This is a genomic window from Streptomyces sp. NPDC001728 (assembly GCF_040297565.1).
GTDB lineage: Bacteria > Actinomycetota > Actinomycetes > Streptomycetales > Streptomycetaceae > Streptomyces.
This window is the reverse complement of sequence record NZ_JBEOZK010000007.1, coordinates 173,814-193,348: the sequence shown is the minus strand read 5'-3', so window position 1 is coordinate 193,348 and position 19,535 is coordinate 173,814. Positions and strand designations below refer to the sequence as shown.

19 protein-coding genes and 5 tRNA genes are annotated in these 19,535 nt (G+C 71.1%); 6 read left to right on the top strand and 18 right to left on the bottom strand.

Annotated elements, in window-relative coordinates:
• Positions 1–15 precede the first annotated feature (15 nt).
• Positions 16–813: a bifunctional hydroxymethylpyrimidine kinase/phosphomethylpyrimidine kinase gene (gene thiD, locus ABT154_RS13665; protein ID WP_351856700.1), complete on the bottom strand. Its 798-nt coding sequence runs from the start codon at positions 811–813 to the stop codon at positions 16–18.
• Positions 810–1,772: a thiamine-phosphate kinase gene (locus ABT154_RS13660; protein ID WP_073819075.1), complete on the bottom strand. Its 963-nt coding sequence runs from the start codon at positions 1,770–1,772 to the stop codon at positions 810–812. The genes thiD and ABT154_RS13660 overlap by 4 nt, the downstream gene beginning before the upstream one ends.
• A gap of 233 nt (positions 1,773–2,005) precedes the next feature.
• Between ABT154_RS13660 and ABT154_RS13655 the strand changes: the two genes are divergently transcribed.
• Together ABT154_RS13655 and ABT154_RS13650 are read left to right on the top strand one after the other, a co-directional pair.
• Complete coding sequence (locus ABT154_RS13655) at positions 2,006–2,239, top strand: Lrp/AsnC family transcriptional regulator (RefSeq protein WP_351856698.1); 234 nt, start codon at positions 2,006–2,008, stop codon at positions 2,237–2,239.
• A 20-nt stretch (positions 2,240–2,259) separates the two neighbouring features.
• On the top strand, positions 2,260–2,742 hold the full coding sequence (locus ABT154_RS13650; RefSeq protein WP_351856696.1) for a DUF3515 domain-containing protein: 483 nt from the start codon (positions 2,260–2,262) through the stop codon (positions 2,740–2,742).
• A gap of 35 nt (positions 2,743–2,777) precedes the next feature.
• Here ABT154_RS13650 and ABT154_RS13645 read toward each other — a convergent pair whose 3' ends face one another.
• The 3 genes from ABT154_RS13645 to ABT154_RS13635 all read right to left on the bottom strand — a co-directional run bounded on the left by ABT154_RS13645 (position 2,778) and on the right by ABT154_RS13635 (position 5,764).
• Positions 2,778–3,917 (bottom strand): D-alanine--D-alanine ligase family protein, encoded by a 1,140-nt coding sequence (locus ABT154_RS13645; protein ID WP_351856694.1) that lies wholly within the window; start codon positions 3,915–3,917, stop codon positions 2,778–2,780.
• 96 nt (positions 3,918–4,013) lie between these two features.
• A complete protein-coding gene (locus ABT154_RS13640) occupies positions 4,014–5,015 on the bottom strand; it encodes an NAD(P)H-dependent glycerol-3-phosphate dehydrogenase (protein ID WP_351856692.1) in 1,002 nt (333 codons plus the stop codon).
• Entirely contained in the window at positions 5,012–5,764 is a 753-nt protein-coding gene (locus tag ABT154_RS13635; RefSeq protein WP_351856690.1) for a lysophospholipid acyltransferase family protein, read from the bottom strand. The genes ABT154_RS13640 and ABT154_RS13635 overlap by 4 nt, the downstream gene beginning before the upstream one ends.
• Positions 5,765–5,891: 127 nt before the next feature.
• On the opposite strand from ABT154_RS13635, the gene cofC reads away from it, so the two are divergent.
• Both cofC and ABT154_RS13625 read left to right on the top strand, forming a co-directional pair.
• The gene (gene cofC, locus ABT154_RS13630; protein ID WP_351856688.1) at positions 5,892–6,557 is read left to right on the top strand and encodes a 2-phospho-L-lactate guanylyltransferase; all 666 of its coding nucleotides are present in this window, start codon (positions 5,892–5,894) and stop codon (positions 6,555–6,557) included.
• Positions 6,558–6,567: 10 nt separating this feature from the next.
• A complete protein-coding gene (locus ABT154_RS13625) occupies positions 6,568–6,777 on the top strand; it encodes a hypothetical protein (protein ID WP_317875034.1) in 210 nt (69 codons plus the stop codon).
• A gap of 67 nt (positions 6,778–6,844) precedes the next feature.
• On the opposite strand, the gene ABT154_RS13620 is transcribed toward ABT154_RS13625, so the two are convergent.
• The 4 genes from ABT154_RS13620 to leuC all read right to left on the bottom strand — a co-directional run bounded on the left by ABT154_RS13620 (position 6,845) and on the right by leuC (position 10,049).
• Positions 6,845–7,549, bottom strand: a complete 705-nt coding sequence (locus tag ABT154_RS13620; protein ID WP_351856686.1) for an HU family DNA-binding protein — start codon at positions 7,547–7,549, stop codon at positions 6,845–6,847.
• A gap of 143 nt (positions 7,550–7,692) precedes the next feature.
• Positions 7,693–7,920, bottom strand: coding sequence for an SCO5555 family protein (locus ABT154_RS13615; protein WP_267046049.1), 228 nt, complete (start codon positions 7,918–7,920; stop codon positions 7,693–7,695).
• A gap of 104 nt (positions 7,921–8,024) precedes the next feature.
• A complete protein-coding gene (gene leuD / locus ABT154_RS13610) occupies positions 8,025–8,618 on the bottom strand; it encodes a 3-isopropylmalate dehydratase small subunit (RefSeq protein ID WP_351856684.1) in 594 nt (197 codons plus the stop codon).
• Positions 8,619–8,624: 6 nt separating this feature from the next.
• A complete protein-coding gene (gene leuC, locus ABT154_RS13605) occupies positions 8,625–10,049 on the bottom strand; it encodes a 3-isopropylmalate dehydratase large subunit (protein WP_351856682.1) in 1,425 nt (474 codons plus the stop codon).
• Between the two features lie 140 nt (positions 10,050–10,189).
• Here leuC and ndgR point away from each other — a divergent pair, with 140 nt between their 5' ends.
• The gene (gene ndgR / locus ABT154_RS13600; RefSeq protein ID WP_016432448.1) at positions 10,190–10,906 is read left to right on the top strand and encodes an IclR family transcriptional regulator NdgR; all 717 of its coding nucleotides are present in this window, start codon (positions 10,190–10,192) and stop codon (positions 10,904–10,906) included.
• 138 nt (positions 10,907–11,044) lie between these two features.
• On the opposite strand, the gene ABT154_RS13595 is transcribed toward ndgR, so the two are convergent.
• The 9 genes from ABT154_RS13595 to ABT154_RS13555 all read right to left on the bottom strand — a co-directional run bounded on the left by ABT154_RS13595 (position 11,045) and on the right by ABT154_RS13555 (position 15,033).
• A tRNA-Glu gene (locus tag ABT154_RS13595) sits at positions 11,045–11,117 on the bottom strand.
• Positions 11,118–11,156: 39 nt separating this feature from the next.
• Positions 11,157–11,228 (bottom strand) — tRNA-Gln (locus tag ABT154_RS13590).
• A gap of 14 nt (positions 11,229–11,242) precedes the next feature.
• Positions 11,243–11,315: transfer RNA gene (locus ABT154_RS13585), tRNA-Glu, on the bottom strand.
• Between the two features lie 84 nt (positions 11,316–11,399).
• A tRNA-Glu gene (locus tag ABT154_RS13580) sits at positions 11,400–11,472 on the bottom strand.
• 42 nt (positions 11,473–11,514) lie between these two features.
• A tRNA-Gln gene (locus ABT154_RS13575) sits at positions 11,515–11,586 on the bottom strand.
• A gap of 93 nt (positions 11,587–11,679) precedes the next feature.
• Positions 11,680–12,399 (bottom strand): HAD family hydrolase, encoded by a 720-nt coding sequence (locus tag ABT154_RS13570; protein ID WP_351856680.1) that lies wholly within the window; start codon positions 12,397–12,399, stop codon positions 11,680–11,682.
• A 26-nt stretch (positions 12,400–12,425) separates the two neighbouring features.
• Positions 12,426–13,901, bottom strand: a complete 1,476-nt coding sequence (gene gltX / locus ABT154_RS13565) for a glutamate--tRNA ligase (RefSeq protein WP_351856678.1) — start codon at positions 13,899–13,901, stop codon at positions 12,426–12,428.
• On the bottom strand, positions 13,894–14,679 hold the full coding sequence (locus ABT154_RS13560) for a fumarylacetoacetate hydrolase family protein (RefSeq protein ID WP_351856676.1): 786 nt from the start codon (positions 14,677–14,679) through the stop codon (positions 13,894–13,896). Before ABT154_RS13560 ends, gltX begins: the two co-directional genes overlap by 8 nt.
• 150 nt (positions 14,680–14,829) lie before the next feature.
• Positions 14,830–15,033 carry a hypothetical protein gene (locus tag ABT154_RS13555; protein WP_317875042.1) on the bottom strand — a complete coding sequence of 68 codons (204 nt, stop codon included), beginning with the start codon at positions 15,031–15,033 and terminating at the stop codon, positions 14,830–14,832.
• A gap of 567 nt (positions 15,034–15,600) precedes the next feature.
• Between ABT154_RS13555 and ABT154_RS13550 the strand changes: the two genes are divergently transcribed.
• Positions 15,601–19,533, top strand: coding sequence for a sensor histidine kinase (locus ABT154_RS13550; protein WP_351856674.1), 3,933 nt, complete (start codon positions 15,601–15,603; stop codon positions 19,531–19,533).
• The last annotated feature ends 2 nt before the right edge of the window (positions 19,534–19,535 follow it).

Genomic DNA, 19,535 nt, shown 5'->3' with positions numbered 1-19,535 from the left:
AGCCGGTAGGCGCCCTCAGCGCGTCCGCCAGCCGTGGTCGACCGGGCCGATGCCCGTGCCCAGGGCGAATCCGGCGGCGATGGCTCCGGTCACGTACTCCTTGGCCTCCCGTACCGCCGCGGGCACCGCCAGGCCCTTGGCGAGCCCGGACGCGACCGCCGACGCGAGCGTGCAGCCCGTCCCGTGGGTGTGCCGGTTGTCGTGGCGGGGGGCGCGCAGCCAGTGTTCCTCGGTGCCGTCCGTGAGCAGGTCGACGGCCTCCCGGCCGGTGGGCAGGTGTCCGCCCTTGATCAGGACCCATTCCGGTCCGTGCGACAGGACCGCCTCGGCGGCGGTCCGCATGTCGGCCTCCGCCACGACCCGCACGCCCGTGAGCTGTGTCACCTCGTCCAGGTTGGGCGTGGCGACGGTCGCCCGGGGCAGCAGTCTCGTGCGTACGGAGTCGAGCGCGCTCTCGGCGAGCAGCGGGTCGCCGTGCTTGGAGACGCCCACCGGGTCGACGACGACGGGTGCGGTGGTGTCCGCGAGGAGTGCGGCGACGGTCTCGACGAGGGCGGCGGAGGCCAGCATGCCGGTCTTGACGGCCTGGACGCCGATGTCGTCGACGACGGCCCGGTACTGGGCGCGGACGGCCTCCACGGGCAGTTCCCAGACGTCCTGGACGCCTCGCGAGTTCTGGGCGGTGACGGCGGTGAGCACGCTCATGCCGTGGACGCCGAGCGCGAGCATCGTCTTCAGGTCGGCCTGGACGCCGGCGCCGCCGCCGGAGTCCGATCCGGCGACGGTCAGCACCAGCGGGGGCCGAGCGGTCACTCGGTCTCCCCGAAGTGGTCCCAGCCGCCCACGCTGTGCCAGGGCGCGCCGTCCACGGTGACCTGCGGGAGCGCGGAGGGGTTGAGGACCTCCCCGATGACCTTCCAGCGGGCGGGGAGCTTCACGTCGGGCGGGAAGGTGGCCACGATGGCGTGGTCCTCTCCCCCGGTGAGCACCCACTGCATGGGGTCGACTCCGACGGCCTGGCCGATGTCGTTCATCTGGGTGGGGATGTCTATGAGGCCGGAGCGCAGGTCGATGCGGACCTTGCTGGCCTCGGCGATGTGGCCGAGGTCGGCGATGAGGCCGTCGCTGACGTCGCACATGGCGGTGGCGCCGAGACCGGCGGCGGCGGGGCCGGCGTGGTACGGCGGTTCGGGCCTGCGGTGGGCCTCGACGAAGGCGCGCGGTGAGCGGAAGCCCCGGGAGAGGACGGCGTATCCGGCGGCGGACCAGCCGAGCCAGCCGGTGTAGGCGACGACGTCGCCGGGCTGGGCGCCGCCCCGGGTGACCGGGTCGTGGTTGCGGAGGTCGCCGAGGGCGGTGATGGAGACCATGATCGTGTCGCCGCGTACGACGTCGCCGCCGACCACCGCCGCGCCCGCGACCTGACATTCGTCGCGCAGGCCGTCCATGAGTTCGGTGGGCCAGGTCACGGGGAGTTCGGCGGGGACGACGAGGCCGAGGAGGAGTGCGGTGGGGACCGCGCCCATGGCGGCGATGTCGGCGAGGTTCTGCGCGGCGGCCTTGCGGCCGACGTCGTACGCCGTCGACCAGTCGCGGCGGAAGTGACGTCCTTCGAGGAGGATGTCCGTGCTGGCCACCACGCGCCGGTCGGGGGCGGAGACGACCGCGGCGTCGTCGCCGGGCCCGATCCGTACCGCCGGGGTGGAGGTGAGCCGGGACGTGAGCTCCCTGATGAGCCCGAACTCGCCCAGCTCTCCGACTGTGCCCTTCACCGCGCCTCACCTCGTGTCTTCGTGCCGTCCTGCGGGCGGCGGCACGCTGTCGCGCGCCGCGGGTCGCGGGCCGTCACCGTGCTGGGTACCGTCAAGTAGACCGTCAACTTCTGTCCTGCGAACGCCACCGGGCGGGCGCCCCGGGACACGCGGGTCTCCCCGCGGCCCGCGGCGACGCGGTACCGTGGCGTCCCTTTCTCCCACAAGATCCTCGTGGTCGCCCTGGAGGTTCCGTGGTTCAGGCGTACATCCTCATCCAGACCGAGGTGGGCAAGGCGTCGACCGTCGCCGACACCATCTCCGAGATCCCGGGGGTGATCCAGGCCGAAGACGTGACCGGTCCGTACGACGTCATCGTGCGCGCACAGGCGGACACCGTCGACGAGCTGGGCCGCATGGTGGTCGCCAAGGTCCAGCAAGTGGACGGCATCACGCGCACCCTCACCTGCCCGGTCGTTCATCTGTAGCCCCCGTCTACGCTTGGCCGGTGACGTCTTCCCACCGGCCCTTCGGCCTGCCCGCCGCGGTCTCGGCAGTGTTCCTGCTGCTGGCCGCCGCCGGCTGCTCCTCGCCGGGCGCCTCGGCGTCCGTCGCGGTTCCCAGCCCCCCGGCGGCGGAGGCCGCCTTCTGCCAGGCACTGGCGAAGGAGCTTCCGGACACCGTGGTGGGGCTGGAGCGGAGTGACCCGGAGCCCGGCTCCGAGCTGACCGCCGGCTGGGGTGACGGTGCGATCGTACTGCGCTGTGGGGTCCCCCGGCCCGAAAAGATGAGCGATCCCAAGGCGCAGGGCATCGAGGCCGACGGCGTGAACTGGATGCTGGAGCGTCCGGAGGGCACCGGGCCCCGTTTCACCACGACGTACCGGAAGGCGTACGTGGAGGTGACGCTCGGCGAGCGGTACGCGCACGACATGACGCCGCTCGCCGATCTCGCCGCGCCCGTGCTGAAGACCGTGCCGCCGAGCCTCTGAGAGGCGGATGGCACGGTCCTCGGTCGCGGGCGGGGTCAGCGCAGGCCGGTGGAGCGGGTCAGCGCGGCCTGGATGAGCCGGTCGACCAGCTCGGGGTAGCTCACGCCGCTCTCCTGCCACATGCGCGGGTACATGGAGATGGGCGTGAAGCCCGGCATGGTGTTGATCTCGTTGATGACGAAGTCGCCGTCCTCGGTGAGGAAGAAGTCGGCGCGGACCAGGCCCTCGCAGGACACCGCCTCGTAGGCGGCGACGGCCAGGCGCTGGATCTCGGCGGTGGCCTCGTCCCCGATGGGGGCGGGCACGATGCCGGAGGCCGAGTCGATGTACTTGGCCTCGAAGTCGTAGAAGTCGTGGTCGGTGACCGGCGGGATCTCGGCGGGCACGCTGGCGCGCGGGCCGTCCTCGAACTCCAGGACGCCGCACTCGATCTCGCGGCCACGCAGCAGCGACTCGACGAGGATCTTGGGGTCGTGGCGGCGGGCCTCCTCGATGGCCTCGTCGAGGCCGGAGAGGTCGTCGACCTTGGTGATGCCCATGGAGGAGCCGCCGCGGGCCGGCTTCACGAAGAGCGGCCAGCCGTGCTCGGCGGCGAACTCGACGATCTTCTTGCGGGCGGCTGCCGGGTTCTGCTCCCACTCGCGGGGCCGGACGACCTCGTACGGGCCGACCGGGAGTCCGAAGGAGACGAAGACCCGCTTCATGTACTCCTTGTCCTGGCCGACGGCGGAGGCGAGGACGCCCGCGCCGACGTAGGGGACGCCGGAGAGCTCCAGGAGGCCCTGGAGGGTGCCGTCCTCGCCGTACGGGCCGTGGAGCATCGGGAAGACCACGTCGACCTCGCCGAGGGCCCTGGGCACGGCACCGGGCTCGGTGAGGACGACCTCGCGGTTGGCGGGGTCGACGGAGAGGACGACGCCGCCCTCCGTGGACTCGGCGAGCTCCGCGACACTCGGCAGGGCGCGGTCGGTGATGGCCATGCGCTCGGGGGCGTCGGCGGTGAGCGCCCAGCGCCCGTCCGTCGTGATGCCGATGGGCAGCACGTCGTACTTGTCCCGGTCGATGGCGCTCAGGACGGCGCCGGCCGTGACGACGGAGATGGCGTGCTCGGAGCTGCGTCCGCCGAAGACGACGGCCACGCGCGGCTTGCGGGGGCTCTGGGTGTTCTCGCTCATATCGCGATGAGCGTACCTTGCGGCTCCCGAACTCCTGAGCGCCCCGCTGCCGTACCGCGCGTCCGGCGCAGTCGCCGCCGACCTGCGGGGGAGGGCTCAGCGGCGCTCGGGCTTGGCGCTGCGGGACATCAGTTCCCTGAGCGCGACGACCGGCGGCTTGCCGTCGTGGACGATGGAGACGACGGTCTCGGTGATGGGCATGTCGACGCCGTGGCGGCGGCCCAGATCGAGCACCGATTCGCAGGACTTGACGCCCTCGGCGGTCTGCTTGGTGGCCGCGATGGTCTCCTGGAGGGTCATCCCGCGGCCGAGGTTGGTGCCGAAGGTGTTGTTCCGGGAGAGCGGCGAGGAGCAGGTGGCGACGAGGTCGCCGAGGCCCGCGAGGCCGGAGAAGGTGAGCGGGTCGGCGCCCATGGCGAGGCCGAGGCGGGTGGTCTCGGCGAGGCCGCGGGTGATGAGCGTGGCCTTCGAGTTGTCGCCGAGGCCCATGCCGTTGGCGATGCCGACGGCGAGGCCGATGACGTTCTTCACGGCGCCGCCGAGCTCGCAGCCCACCACGTCGGTGTTGGTGTACGGGCGGAAGTACGGGGTCATGCAGGCGGCCTGGAGCCTCTGGGCGACCGACTCGTCGGAGCAGGCGACCACGGCGGCGGCGGGCTGCCGGGCGGCGATCTCCTTGGCCAGGTTGGGGCCGGTGAGGACGGCGACGCGCTCGGCGGGCACGTCGGCGACCTCGGTGATGACCTCGCTCATCCGCTTGGCGGTGCCGAGTTCGACGCCCTTCATGAGGGAGACGAGGACGGTGTCGGGGGCGAGGTGCGGCGCCCAGGCGGCGAGGTTGCCGCGGAGGGTCTGGGAGGGGATGACGAGGACGGTGAAGTCGGCGCCTGCGGCGGCCTCGGCCGCGTCGGCGGTGGCCGTGATCCGCTCCGGGAGTTCGACGCCCGGCAGGTAGTCGGGGTTGACCCGGGTGGTGTTGATCTCCTTGGCGAGTTCGGCGCGGCGGCCCCAGAGGCTCACCTCGCAGCCCGCGTCGGCGAGCACCATGGCGAAGGCGGTGCCCCAGGATCCGTTGCCGAAGACTGCTGTCCTGGTCACTTGGTGCCCCCCTCGGCGGCCTTGCGGCGCTGCTCCATGCGAGCCCTGCGGTGGTCGTACGGCTCCGCGGGGGCCCGCTCGCCGCGGATCTGCTCCAGGAGGGCGGTGATGGCCGCCATGATGACCTCGGTGGCCTCGCGGAGGACCTCGGGCGTCGGCTCCAGGCCGTCGAAGCGGGAGAGGTCGACGGGCGGACCGGCCTGCACGGTCAGCGTCTTGCGGGGGAACAGCCGGAACTTGTTCTCCTTGGCGTACGGCGGCATCGCCAGGTTCGCGCCCCACTGGGCCACCGGGATCACGGGGGCCCGGGTGAGCAGGGCGACGCGCGCGGCCCCGGTCTTGCCGGCCATGGGCCACATGTCGGGATCCCGGGTCAGGGTGCCCTCGGGGTAGAAGGCGACGCACTCGCCGCGCTCGATGGCGTCGACGGCGGCCCGGAAGGCGTCCAGCGCGTCGGTGGTCTCGCGGTAGACGGGGATCTGGCCGGTGCCGCGCAGCATCATGCCGACGAAGGGGGTCTTGAACAGGCCCGCCTTGGCCAGGAGGCGCGGAACGCGGCCGGTGTTGTACTGGAAGTGCGAGTAGGACAGCGGATCCAGGTAGGAGTTGTGGTTGACCGCGGTGATGAAACCGCCGTCGGCCGGGATGTGTTCCATGCCGCGCCAGTCCCGCTTGAACAGAACCACCAGGGGGGGTTTGGCGATGACCGCCGCGAGGCGGTACCAGAAGCCGATTCTGCGGCGGGGCACGCGGACACCTTTCTCCGGGGCTGGCTGGCAGGGGGTCAAGTGTCGCCCCATGCTCCTGCCGTGTCGAGTGACACCGTACGCCCCGGGCCCTGGGGTGGGCCGCGTGGGCGGGACAGAATGGGCCCCGATGAACGCGACGCACCCGACGCACACGGACCCCGGCGACGGCTGGTCCCTGGTCGTCCCGCTGAAGCCCCTCGCACTGGCGAAGAGCAGGCTGGCGGCCTCGGCCGGGGCCCTGCTGCGGCCCCGGCTGGCCCTCGCGTTCGCCGAGGACACCGTGGGTGCGGTGCTGGACTGTCCGAGGGTGCGGGATGTGGCGGTCGTCACGGACGATCCGGCGGCGGCGGAGGCGCTCGGGGCCCTGGGCGCGCGGATCGTGCCGGACGCCCCGGCGGCCGGTCTCAACGCGGCGCTGGCGCACGGGGTCCGTGCCGTACGTTCCCGGTGGCCGTGCGCGCGGGTGGCGGCGCTCAACGCGGATCTGCCGGCGCTGCGGCCGGCGGAGCTGACCCGGGTCCTGGACGCGGCGGGGAAATTTCCGCGGGCATTTCTCGCGGATGCCGCCGAAATCGGCACCACATTCCTCTCTGCGGGTCCGGGAGTGGAATTGGAACCCGCATTCGGGGGTGCGTCACGGCTCCGGCATTTGTCTTCGGGAGCGGTGGAAATCACGCTGGCCGGGGTGGATTCCGTACGCCGGGACGTGGACACCGGGGAGGATCTGGCGGCGGCGGGGGCGCTGGGGCTCGGCCCCCGGACGGCCGCCCGGTGGCTGCCGGCGGCCGGATAGGCTGCGGTCCATGCAGGCGACCGCGTTCACGTACGACCCCGAGACCCGCAGCGGCAGTGTGCTGCTCGACGACGGCACCCCCGTGGAGTTCGGGGCGGAGGCCTTCGACACGGGCGGACTGCGGCTGCTGCGGCCGGGGCAGCGGGTCCGGATCGAGACCGAGCCCGGCACGTCGGGCGCGGGGCTCCGGATCACGCTGGTGACGCTGCAGACCTTCTAGACGGTGTGTGCGCCGCGGGCCGGGCTCCCCGAAGGGAGCCCGGCCCGGCGGGTGTCTACCGCTCGTCCTACTTCTTGGCGGCGGTCTTCTTGGCGGTCGTCTTGCGCGCCGTCGTCTTCTTGGCGGGCGCCTTCGTCGCCGTGGCCTTCTTCGCGGCCGGCGCGGTCTTCTTGGCCGTGACCTTGGTCGCCTTCTTCGCGGCGGCCGTGGTGGTCTTCTTGGCGGCGGCGGAGGTCTTCTTGGCCGCGGCCGTGGTGGCCTTCCTCGCGGGGGTCGCCTTCTTGGCTGCCGCCGTGGTGGCCTTCTTCGCCGGGGTCGCCTTCTTGGCTGCCGCCGTGGTGGCCTTCTTCGCCGGGGTCGCCTTCTTCGCGGCGGCCTTCTTGGCGGTGGTGGCCTTCTTCGCCGCGGCCTTCTTCACGGTCGCCGAGGCGGCGCCACCGGTGAGGCTGCCCTTGGGTGCCTTCTTGACGGAGACCTCGCCACCCTTGGGGAGCTTCTTCGAGCCGCTGACCAGGTCCTTGAAGCCCTGACCGGCGCGGAAGCGCGGGACGGAGGTCTTCTTGACCCGGACCCGCTCACCCGTCTGCGGGTTACGGGCGTAGCGGGCCGGACGGTCGACCTTCTCGAACGAGCCGAAACCCGTGACCGAGACCCGGTCGCCCGCGACCACGGCACGCACGATGGCGTCGAGCACGTGGTCGACGGCTTCGGCGGCCTGCTGGCGACCGCCCATCTTGTCGGCAATCGCTTCTACGAGCTGCGCCTTGTTCACGTCTTCCCCTTCGGAGACATTGCCAGAACGAAAGTGTTCAAGCTTTTTCGCACGTTAGGCATGTATATACCGCAAATCAAACACGAAACGGGCTAATCACCCTAGTGCCGCAACGCGGAAGATCCGCTGCGGAGTTCCTGGTGTCAGTCGTCCTCTGGGAATCGGCCCTCGTCGAGGTCCTTCATCAACCGCTCCAGACGCGTTGCCGCGTCCTTGAGATCGTGCTTCGCCGCGGCCGTCACGACCAGCAGCTTCCGGGACAGCGCCATCCTTACGCCCTCCGGGACTTGCAGTGAGCGCACTCTTGTGTGCGCTTCCTTCAATCGGGCGGCGACCGACTCGTAGAGCTCGAGTTGGCTGTCGCGTTCCATGCACCGATTGTGCCATCTAGGGCGAGTTGTCGCCCGACAGGGTCTCAACAAGCGACTGCGCCCCCCACCGGACGGTGGGGGGCGCAGTCTTGGAAAAGCGCTGCTCAGGCCGTAATTGTACGGGGCTTGAAGGCCGGTCGTGACCCCTCATATGCCGCGATGTCGGCTTCGTTCTGAAGGGTGAGGCTGATGTCGTCGAGTCCGTTCAGGAGCCGCCAGCGGGCGTTCTCGTCGAGCTCGAAGTCGGCGTCGATCCCGTCGGCCAGGACCTTGCGCCGCTCCAGGTCGACGGTGATCTCGGCGGTCGGGTCGGCCTCGGTCAGCTCCTGGAGCGCGTCCACGGTCTCCTGCGGGAGGACCACGGTCAGCAGGCCGTTCTTCAGCGAGTTGCCGCGGAAGATGTCGGCGAAGCGGGAGGAGATCACCGTCTGGAAGCCGTAGTTCTGGAGCGCCCAGACGGCGTGCTCACGGGAGGAGCCGGTGCCGAAGTCGGGGCCGGCCACCAGGACCGAGGCGCCCTGCCGCTCGGGGCGGTTGAGGACGAACTCCGGGTCCTTGCGCCAGGCCTCGAAGAGGCCGTCCTCGAAGCCGTCGCGGGTGACCTTCTTCAGCCAGTGCGCGGGGATGATCTGGTCGGTGTCGACGTTGCTGCGGCGCAGCGGGACGGCCCGGCCGGTGTGCGTGGTGAAAGCTTCCATGGTTCCTCAGACCCCCGCGGTGGTGGCGACGTCGGACAGATCGGCCGGGGAGGCCAGACGGCCCAGGACGGCGGTGGCGGCGGCGACCTGGGGCGAGACCAGGTGGGTCCGGCCACCCTTGCCCTGCCGGCCCTCGAAGTTGCGGTTGGAGGTGGACGCGGAGCGCTCACCGGGAGCCAGTTGGTCGGGGTTCATGCCCAGGCACATGGAGCAGCCCGCGTGCCGCCATTCGGCCCCGGCCTCCTTGAAGACCTTGTCCAGGCCCTCCTCGACGGCCTGCAGGGCCACCCGGACCGAGCCGGGGACGACGAGCATGCGGACGCCGTCGGCGACCTTGCGGCCTTCGAGCAGACCGGCGGCGTTGCGCAGGTCCTCGATGCGGCCGTTGGTGCAGGAGCCTACGAAGACGGTGTCGACCCGGATGTCGCGCAGCGGCTGCCCGGCGGTCAACCCCATGTACTCCAGGGCCTTTTCGGCGGCGAGGCGCTCCGAAGCGTCTTCGTACGAAGCCGGGTCGGGGACGTTCGCGGAAAGCGGCGCGCCCTGGCCGGGGTTGGTGCCCCAGGTGACGAACGGCGCCAGGGAGGCGGCGTCGATGACGACCTCGGCGTCGAAGACGGCGTCCTCGTCGGACTCCAGGGTCTTCCAGTACGCGACGGCGGCGTCCCAGTCCTCGCCCTCGGGGGCGTGGGCGCGGCCCTTCAGATAGGCGAAGGTGGTCTCGTCGGGGGCGATCATGCCCGCGCGGGCACCGGCCTCGATCGACATGTTGCAGATGGTCATCCGGGCCTCCATCGAGAGTTTCTCGATGGCGGAGCCCCGGTACTCCAGGATGTAGCCCTGGCCGCCGCCGGTGCCGATCTTCGCGATGATCGCCAGGATCAGGTCCTTGGCGGTGACATCCTCGGGCAGCTCGCCGTCGACCGTGATCGCCATGGTCATGGGGCGGGCCAGCGGCAGCGTCTGGGTGGCGAGCACGTGCTCGACCTGGCTGGTGCCGATGCCGAACGCCAGCGCGCCGAAGGCGCCGTGCGTGGAGGTGTGGGAGTCGCCGCAGACCACGGTGGTGCCGGGCTGGGTGAGGCCCAGCTGCGGCCCCACCACGTGGACGACGCCCTGCTCGACGTCGCCCAGCGGGTGCAGCCGGACGCCGAACTCGGCGCAGTTCTTCCGGAGGGTCTCCAGCTGAGCGCGGGAGACCGGGTCGGCGATCGGCTTGTCGATGTCGAGGGTCGGGGTGTTGTGGTCCTCGGTGGCGATGGTGAGATCGAGGCGCCGCACCTGGCGGCCGTTCTGGCGCAGGCCGTCGAAGGCCTGGGGGCTGGTCACCTCGTGCAGCAGGTGCAGATCGATGAAGAGAAGGTCGGGCTCGCCCTCCGCGCGCCGGACGACATGGTCGTCCCAGACCTTCTCCGCGAGTGTCCTACCCATCGCTTTCCCTCCGGCCGACGTCTGCGCCGGCACAACTAGAGACCCGTTTCGCGGGCCGTTGTGCGGCCGCCTCACCAGAGTGACAAGTTCCTCGGGAAATTGAACTTGCGTTTCACAGAGTGAGACGCGAATATCGTTGCATGGACAACTCTAGCGGCGTAGGCGTTCTCGACAAGGCAGCCCTTGTCCTGAGCGCCCTGGAGTCCGGTCCGGCCACCCTCGCAGGACTGGTCGCGGCGACGGGACTCGCACGACCCACGGCACATCGTCTCGCCGTGGCACTGGAACACCACCGGATGGTGGCGCGTGACATGCAGGGCCGGTTCATTCTCGGACCGCGCCTGTCGGAGCTGGCGGCGGCGGCCGGTGAGGACCGTCTGCTCGCGACCGCGGGCCCGGTGCTGACGCATCTGCGCGACGTCACCGGCGAGAGCGCCCAGCTCTACCGCCGGCAGGGCGACATGCGCATCTGCGTGGCGGCGGCCGAGCGGCTCTCGGGTCTCCGGGACACCGTCCCGGTGGGCTCGACGCTGACGATGAAGGCCGGCTCCTCGGCGCAGATCCTGATGGCGTGGGAGGAGCCCGAGCGGCTGCACCGCGGCCTCCAGGGCGCCCGCTTCACGGCGACGGCCCTCTCGGGCGTACGGCGCCGCGGCTGGGCCCAGTCGATCGGTGAGCGGGAGCCGGGCGTCGCGTCCGTCTCCGCGCCCGTGCGCGGCCCGTCGAACCGCGTGGTGGCCGCCGTGTCGGTCTCCGGGCCGATCGAGCGTCTGACGCGCCACCCGGGCCGTATGCACGCCCAGGCGGTCATCGACGCAGCCGCCCGCCTCTCCGAGGCTCTGCGCCGCACCGGCTGACGCCCCCTTCCCCTTCTGCACGACCCCGGCCCACCGCTTCAACGCCGCAGCGGTGGGCCGGAGTTGTGTGCGGATCCGCCCAACGGCCCCCGGACAGCGAAGAAGCCCTCCCCCGAAGGGAAGGGCTTCTTCTCTCTGTACCCCCGACCGGATTCGAACCGGCGCTACCGCCTTGAGAGGGCGGCGTGCTAGGCCGCTACACAACGGGGGCCTTGCGGATCAGATCCGCGGTGCAGATGAGCTCTGCGAGCTGGCCTACCTGGACTCGAACCAAGAATGACGGTACCAGAAACCGTAGTGTTGCCAATTACACCATAGGCCATGGTGGTTACACCGTACCCCCGACCGGATTCGAACCGGCGCTACCGCCTTGAGAGGGCGGCGTGCTAGGCCGCTACACAACGGGGGCCCTAGCGATCCCACCCGGCACGAGCCGGGTGATGTCACCGCGGATCCACCGGGAGCTACCCAAGTGATCCGCAGGATGGATCTGTACCCCCGACCGGATTCGAACCGGCGCTACCGCCTTGAGAGGGCGGCGTGCTAGGCCGCTACACAACGGGGGCTTTGTGGATGCCATCCACGGTTTGCAGATAAAGCTCTGCGAGCTGGCCTACCTGGACTCGAACCAAGACTAACGGAACCAGAAACCGTCGTGCTGCCAATTACACCATAGGCCACCGGAACAACTTCCCCACCAGGGAGGATCTTGCTCGGCTTGCGCTTTCCGGGTTCTTGCCTTTCGGCTTGTTCCCCTCGGCGCAGGAAGAACATTACCCGAAGGTGGACGGTGCTCCAAAACGGGTATCCCCGCTGAGCAGGTCCGGAAGCTGGCGGAGGTCCGTGATCCGGTTCAGTTCGGGGCGCCCGCCGGTGTCCGCGCGGTCCAGCCAGATGCCCCTGAGGCCCGCCTCCACCGCTCCCCTGGCGTCGATGTCGGGCTGGTCCCCCACGTACGCCACCTCGCTCGGGTGCAGCTCAAGGGCGGTGCAGGCGGCGTGGAAGGCCTCCGGGGCCGGTTTGGCCACCCCGAGTTCGGCGGCGCAGAGGACGGCCTCGAAGCGGTCCCGCACACCGAGGACCCGCAGTTTGCGGTCCTGGTTGTGGAGGCTGGAGTTGGACAGGATCCCGTGACGATAGTCATCGGCCAGCAGGTCCAGGACGGGGACGGCGTCGGGGAAGAGCTCCCAGGCCGCCTCGTAGTGGGAGACGTACCGGTCGAACCAGTCGTCGGCCTCGGCGGCGCTCAGCGGCCGTGCCAGGAAGTCCCGGACGCGGTCCCTGCGCTGCTCCCGGAAGTCGACGCCGCCGGCCTCGAAGCGGCGCCAGTGCAGCGCGGTCAGCTCCCGCCAACGGCGGAGGGCCCGGTCGACGGAGTCGAATCCGTCCACCAGGCCCTCGGCCGTCAGATGCGCGCTCATGCCGACGTGGTCGGCGCGGGCGTAGTCGAAGATCGTGTCGTCGACGTCCCACAGCACCGCGCGGATGGTCATGGCTCGACCGTACCGCGCGGCGGGGGTCAGGCGGAGAGCCTCGCCAGGGCCGCGTCGATGCGGGCCAGGGTCTTCTCCTTGCCGAGGATCTCCAGGGACTCGAAGAGCGGCAGGCCGACCGTGCGTCCGGTGACCGCGACGCGGACCGGGGCCTGGGCCTTGCCGAGCTTGAGGCCGTGGGCCTCACCAGCGACCAGGACGGCGTTCTTGAGGGACTCGGGGTCGCTCCAGTCGGCGTCCACGAGCTTCTCGCGGGCGGTGGTGAGCAGGACCGCCGGCTCGCCCTTCATCGCCTTGTCCCACGAGGGCTGGTCGAAGACCGGCTCGGACAGGAAGAGGAAGTCGACGTTGGCCGTGATCTCGGAGAGGACGGTCATCCGGGTCTGGGCGTGCGGCGCGATGGCCTCCCAGGCGGCGCGGTCGAAGTCCTCGGGCGCCCAGTTGGCGTGCGGGGCCTTCAGCCAGGGCTCGCAGGCCTCGGCGAAGGTCTTCACGTCCAGCATGCGGATGTGGTCGGCGTTGATCGACTCGGCCTTCTTGAGGTCGAAGCGCGCCGGGTTGGCGTTGACGTCGGCGATGTCGAACTTCGCCACCATCTCGGGGATGGTGAAGAGGTCCTGGTCGGCCGAGAACGACCAGCCGAGGAGCGAGAGGTAGTTCAGCAGGCCCTCGGGGAGGAAGCCGCGCTCCCGGTAGAGGTTGAGGGAGGCCTCGGGGTCACGCTTGGAGAGCTTCTTGTTGCCCTCGCCCATCACGTACGGCAGGTGGCCGAAGGAGGGGATCTCCTTGGCGACGCCCAGCTCGATCAGCGCCTTGTAGAGCGCGACCTGGCGGGGGGTGGAGGAGAGCAGGTCCTCGCCGCGCAGGACGTGGGTGATCTCCATCAGGGCGTCGTCGACCGGGTTGACCAGCGTGTAGAGCGGGGCGCCGTTGGCCCGGAGGATGCCGTAGTCCGGCACGTTCTCCGGGGTGAAGGTCAGCTCGCCGCGGACGAGGTCGGTGAAGGTGATCGGCTCGTCGGGCATCCGGAAGCGGACGATCGACGCGCGGCCCTCGGCCTCGTACGCCGCCTTCTGCTCGGCGGTGAGGTCGCGGCAGTGGCCGTCGTAGCCGGACGGGCGGCCGGCGGCGCGGGCGGCGGCGCGGCGCTCGTCGAGCTCCTCGGTGGTGCAGTAGCAGGGGTACGCGTACCCGCCGGCGAGCAGCTTGTCGGCGACGTCCTTGTAGGTGTCCATCCGCTGCGACTGGCGGTAGGGGGCGTGCGGGCCGCCCACCTCCGGGCCCTCGTCCCAGTCGAGGCCGAGCCACTTCAGCGAGTCGAGCAGCTGGCCGTACGACTCCTCGGAGTCGCGTGCGGCGTCGGTGTCCTCGATGCGGAAGACCATGGTGCCCTCGTTGTGCCGGGCGAAGGCCCAGTTGAAGAGAGCGGTGCGGACCAGACCCACATGGGGGTTGCCGGTCGGCGAGGGACAGAAACGGACGCGGATATTCGCGTTAGCCACGCTTGATCACCTTATTGGTGAGAGTGCCGATGCCTTCGATGGTGACGGCGACCTCGTCGCCGACGTTGAGGGGGCCGACCCCGGCGGGGGTGCCGGTGAGGATGACGTCGCCGGGGAGCAGCGTCATGGCCTCGGTGATGTGGACGACCAGGTCCTCGATGGAGCGGATCATGTCGCTCGTCCGACCCAACTGGCGTTGTTCGCCGTTGACCGTGGCCTGGATCGTCAGGTCACGGGGGTCGAGGTCGGTCTCCACCCAGGGCCCCAGGGGGCAGGAGGTGTCGAAGCCCTTGGCGCGGGCCCACTGCTTCTCGCGCTGCTGGGCGTCGCGGGCGGTGACGTCGTTGGCGCAGGTGTAGCCGAAGACGACGTCCTTGACGCGCTCGCGGGGCACCTCGCGGCACATGCGGCCGATGACCACGGCCAGTTCGGCCTCGTGGTGCAGCTCGTTGGAGAAGGAGGGGTACTCGATCGCGTCGCCGGAGCCGATCACCGAGGTGGTGGGCTTGAAGAAGGCGACAGGGACGTCGGGGACCTCGTTGCCGAGTTCGGCCGCGTGCTCCGCGTAGTTGCGGCCGATGGCCACGACCTTGTTGGGGAGCACGGGCGGCAGGAGCCGTACCTTGCTCAGCGGGACCTTGGTGCCGCTGAGCTCGAAGTCGGTGTACGGGATGCCCTTGATGATGTCGAGGACGAGGCCGCCGGACTCGACGGTTCCCTCGCCTTCGACGGCGCCGAAGGCCACATTGCCGTCGATGGAGAATCTGGCGATGCGCACGAGTGCTTTCGCCCCTCACTTGGTGCTGGCTGGAGTCTGACGCTCCAGGCTAACGCGGCGCGAGGGTGGCCGAACGGCGATATCACCGGGGTGGATGACACGGGTGACGCGGGATGTGACGCGGATGACCCGTGCGGTCCCCCGCCGGGGTCAGCGGGACGCGGTGGCGTACGGCTGGGGCTCGTACGGCGCGGGGGCCTGCATGAGGATCGTGCGGCGGGGGTTCGCCGTGTTCGTGGGCAGCTCGACCGCGTACTCCGGCCGGGCGCCCCGGCCGAGCTCTGCGGCGTCCGTGAGGTGGACGAGGGTGGAACGGCGGGGGTTGGCCGTGGTGCCGGGCGTCGTCGTCTTCATCGCGGTGATCTGACCTTGTTCCGGTACGGGCGCCCCGTGCGGGCGCGAAGGGGTGTAAAGCGTCAGGCTAAACATGCGATTCCCTTCGAATGCATGGCTAAGACATCGATCAGCGTGTGAGTTTGCTCACGAATGGCGATACATTCCGGGCATTACGGACTGCCACTCCCGGTCACGGAAAGGGACATTCTGCCACTGAACGATCTATTCCGCTCCTGATCATGTCGACTGGGACACACAGGTACGCGCAGCCATTGGAGGGGAAAAGTCCGAATCCTCCGTGATCATCTTCTACATGGGGTGACCCCTCGGGCACGGGTTGTCATTCCCCTCGCGGCGCGCCACGAGGCCCTTGTTGGAGATCCGGCACTGTGCTGGAATTCCACGCACCGCCGCGGGTTTCAAGCCGGTGCGCAGGGGGCGCAACGCAGCGCCGGCCATGTGGCGGGGAAGGGGGAACTGCGCCGGTCACCGACGACCACCTGGGGCGCTCCACGCCCCGATTGACGCCGACACCGTCCTCTCCGTTCATCCGGAAGGACGCCTGGTCCAGAGGTTGCGACGCTAGTGCAGGGACGTTTCAAGAGGGAAGGCTCGGGGTCTCCCCAGGCCCGCCAGGGCCGAGCGGATGCTCCGGCGGAGCAGGAACCGCGTACCGACCGCGGTCCCTCGGCCTCGCGCACCCCGAACCAGGGTCAGGGTCCGTCCGACGGCGGTGACGGCGGCGGCAGGCGTGCGAACGCCTCGGCCGCCCCCTCCGAGCCGGCCGAGGCCTCCGTCAAGCCCCGCGCCGAGAACGAGGTCGGCCCGCGAATAGCCCTGCGCAACTGGCGCATCTCCACGCGCCTGGTCGCACTGCTGACCCTCCCCGTGGTCGCCGCGACCACCCTGGGCGGCATCCGCATCAGCGAGTCGCTCCAGGACATGGAGCAGCTCGACCACATGCAGCTGCTGACCAAGCTGACCCGTGAGGCGACCGACCTCGCGCAGGCCCTGCAGGCCGAGCGCGACCTGTCCGCCGGTCCGCTGGCCAACGGCCGCCCGGTCAGCGACTACCAGGTCGCCAACAACCGCCGGAAGACGGACCGCGAGTACAAGGCCTTCCTCGAGGCCACGGAGGACATCCCGTCCACCGACGGCGACGAGGCGCTGCGCAGCATCCGGCAGAACGTCAGCCAGATCGCCTCGCAGGTCATCCAGCTGAACACGATCCGCGGCAACGCCTACGCGAAGGGCGTCTCCCACTCGGTGACGGTCGAGGCCTACAGCCGCCTCGTCCGCTCGCTGCTGAGCCTGTCCCAGGACATGGCGCAGGCGACCAGCAACCCCGACATGATCAAGCGGACCCGCGCGCTCGCCGCGTTCTCGTCCGCCAAGGAGTACGCCTCCATCCAGCAGGCGATCATCGCCGGCGCCCTCCCCCAGGGCGACAAGACCGCCGGACGGCTCCAGCAGGGCGACCGCCTCTACGGCGAGGCCGCGCTGAACTCCGAGAGCGTCGAGCTCAAGTCGTTCCAGGCGATCTACGAGTCGACCGGTGGCGACGCCAACGAGCTGACCGCCTCGCTGAACAGCGGCAACCCCTCGATCCTGGCCGCCGAGAAGTACGCCGAGCGCGTGCTGAAGTCCGACGACGCCATGCCCGGCGGCGCCAAGCGCGGCCATCTGAACTTCACCGACGAGTACGGCACCAAGATCGCCGCCATGAACCGCATCGAGCGCGGTCTGCTCGGCGACATGGAGAGCATGGCCCGTGAGCTGCGGCAGGACTCGCAGCGCGAGGCCATCGTCAACGGTGCGCTGATCCTCCTGGTCCTCGGCGTCTCGCTCATCGGCGCCTTCGTCGTGGCCCGGTCGATGATCCGCTCGCTGCGCCGGCTCCAGGACACCGCGACCAAGGTCGCCCAGGACCGGCTGCCCGAGCTCGTCAAGCAGCTCTCCGAGTCCGACCCGCAGGACGTCGACACCTCCGTCGAGTCCGTCGGTGTGCACTCCAGGGACGAGATCGGCCAGGTGGCCGCGGCCTTCGACGACGTGCACCGCGAGGCCGTCCGCCTCGCCGCCGAGCAGGCCCTCCTCCGGGGCAACGTCAACGCGATGTTCACCAACCTCTCGCGCCGTTCCCAGGGCCTCATCCAGCGTCAGCTGTCGCTCATCTCCGAGCTGGAGTCCCGCGAGGCCGACCCGGACCAGCTCTCCTCGCTCTTCAAGCTCGACCACCTCGCGACGCGCATGCGCCGTAACGGTGAGAACCTCCTCGTCCTCGCCGGTGAGGAGCCGGGCCGCCGCTGGACCCGCCCGGTCCCGCTGGTCGACGTGCTCCGCGCCGCCGCCTCCGAGGTGGAGCAGTACGAGCGCATCGAACTGTCCTCGGTCCCCGCGACCGAGGTCGCCGGCCGGGTCGTCAACGACCTCGTGCACCTCCTCGCGGAGCTGCTCGAGAACGCGACCTCGTTCTCCTCCCCGCAGACCAAGGTCCGGGTCACCGGCCACGCACTGCCGGACGGACGGGTGCTCGTCGAGATCCACGACACGGGCATCGGCCTCTCCCCCGAGGACCTCGCCGCGATCAACGAGCGGCTCGCCTCGCCGCCCACCGTGGACGTCTCGGTCTCCCGCCGCATGGGTCTCTTCGTGGTCGGCCGCCTGTCCCTGCGACACGGCATCCGCATCCAGCTGCGTCCGTCCGACTCGGGCGGCACCACCGCGCTCGTCATGCTTCCGGTCGACGTCGCCCAGGGCAACAAGAAGCCGATGCCCAAGCCGGGTGCCGGTGGCCAGGGCGCGATGCCGCCCGGCGCCTCCGCCCCGGGCGGACGGCTCCCCGCGGGTCCCGGCGCGGCCGGCGGCCCCGGCGGGGCGCGTCCGGGCCAGGGCGGTGCGCCGACGGCCGGACTGCTCGGCGCCGGTGCCGGTGCGCCACGCGGTCAGGTCGGTACGAGCGGTCCGCGGGCCGCGCTGCCCGCCCGCGAGGGCGCTCCGCTCACCGGCGGGCCGCAGCCCCGCAATCCGCAGCCGCAGAACGCCCAGTTCGACCAGACCGGTCAGCTGCCGCAGATCCCCCCGGCCCCGCAGGCGCCGGGCCAGGACGCGATGCGGCCGGGCCCCGGTGGCGGTCTCATCGGCGGCGCCGCGAGCGCCATCCCCTCCCGTACGGACGTGTGGGGCAACCAGGGCAACCAGGGCAACCAGACCAACCAGGGCGGCCGTCACGGCAACCAGGCCGGCCAGGGCGCCCCGCAGGCCGGACCCGGCGCGCCGCAGCAGCAGCCGCAGGGCCAGGCCCCGCAGAACAACCAGCCCGCCGGGTACGACTTCCCGCGCGCCGAGCTGCCGGGGGGCAACCCCCAGCCGCAGCGCCCGCAGGCCGCGAGCTGGGGCAACGACCCGGCCCAGCAGCCGGTCCGGCGCCCGCAGCAGGAGATGTCCCCGCTGGACGCCCCGCGCGGTCACGAGGAGCCGGAGGCCCCGGGCCTGTTCGGTGCTCCGGCGGCCCCCCAGGGTCCCGGTTCCACCGGCCAGTTCGCGCGTCCCGACTTCGGCGCCCCGCAGCAGCAGCCCCAGCAGGGCCGCCCGCAGCAGGCCCCGCAGGCCCCGCAGGTCTACCAGGGCGGTGTGCAGGACCCGGCGTCGACGGCGCAGTTCCCGCGCCCGGACTTCGGTGCCCCGCAGGGCCCCGGTTCCACGGGCCAGTTCCCGCAGCCGGACTTCGGCGCTCCGCAGGGCCCGGGTTCCACCGGCCAGTTCGCCCGGCCGGACTTCGGCGCCCCGCGGCAGCCGCAGGCCCCGCAGCCGCAGCAGCCGCAGGCCCCGCAGGCGTACCAGGGAGGCCAGCAGCAGCAGTTCGGCCGGCAGCCCTTCGTACCGCAGGCGCAGCAGCAGGCCCCGCAGGGCCGGCCCCCGGCGCCGCGTCAGCGGACCGGCGAGGACTTCGGTGCCCCGCGTCCTGCCGAGCCGGTCCGGCAGCAGCCCCCGCAGCAGCCGCAGCTCCAGCAGCCGCGCCGTCCGGAGGCCCTGCCGCCGGCGAGCGGTGCGGGCGACGGCCGTACCCCGCTGTACGACACGCTCGAGACCAACTGGTTCCACCAGGAGCAGGCTCAGCAGCAGGCCCAGCAGCAGGACCCGGCGCAGACGACGCAGGCCCCGGTCGTCGCTCAGCCGTCCGCTCCGGTGCCCGCCGACGGCGGTCGGCAGAACGGCGGGGCCGCCTGGCGGACCTCGCCCAACGACGAGCTGGTGCGCCAGGCCGAGCGGGTCCGCAAGCCCGCGGCCGGCGGCGTCACCACCTCCGGCCTCCCCCGGCGCGTGCCGAAGGCCAACCTCGTACCCGGGACCGCCCAGGAGCAGGCGCACAGCGCCGGCCCCCAGGTCTCGCGTGCACCCGACGACGTCCGCGGCCGGCTGACCAATCTGCGCCGCGGCATCCAGCAGGGCCGGCAGGCCGGTAACTCGACCACGGGTAACCACCACCTCGGTCCGAACCACCAGCAGGAGCGTTAGTG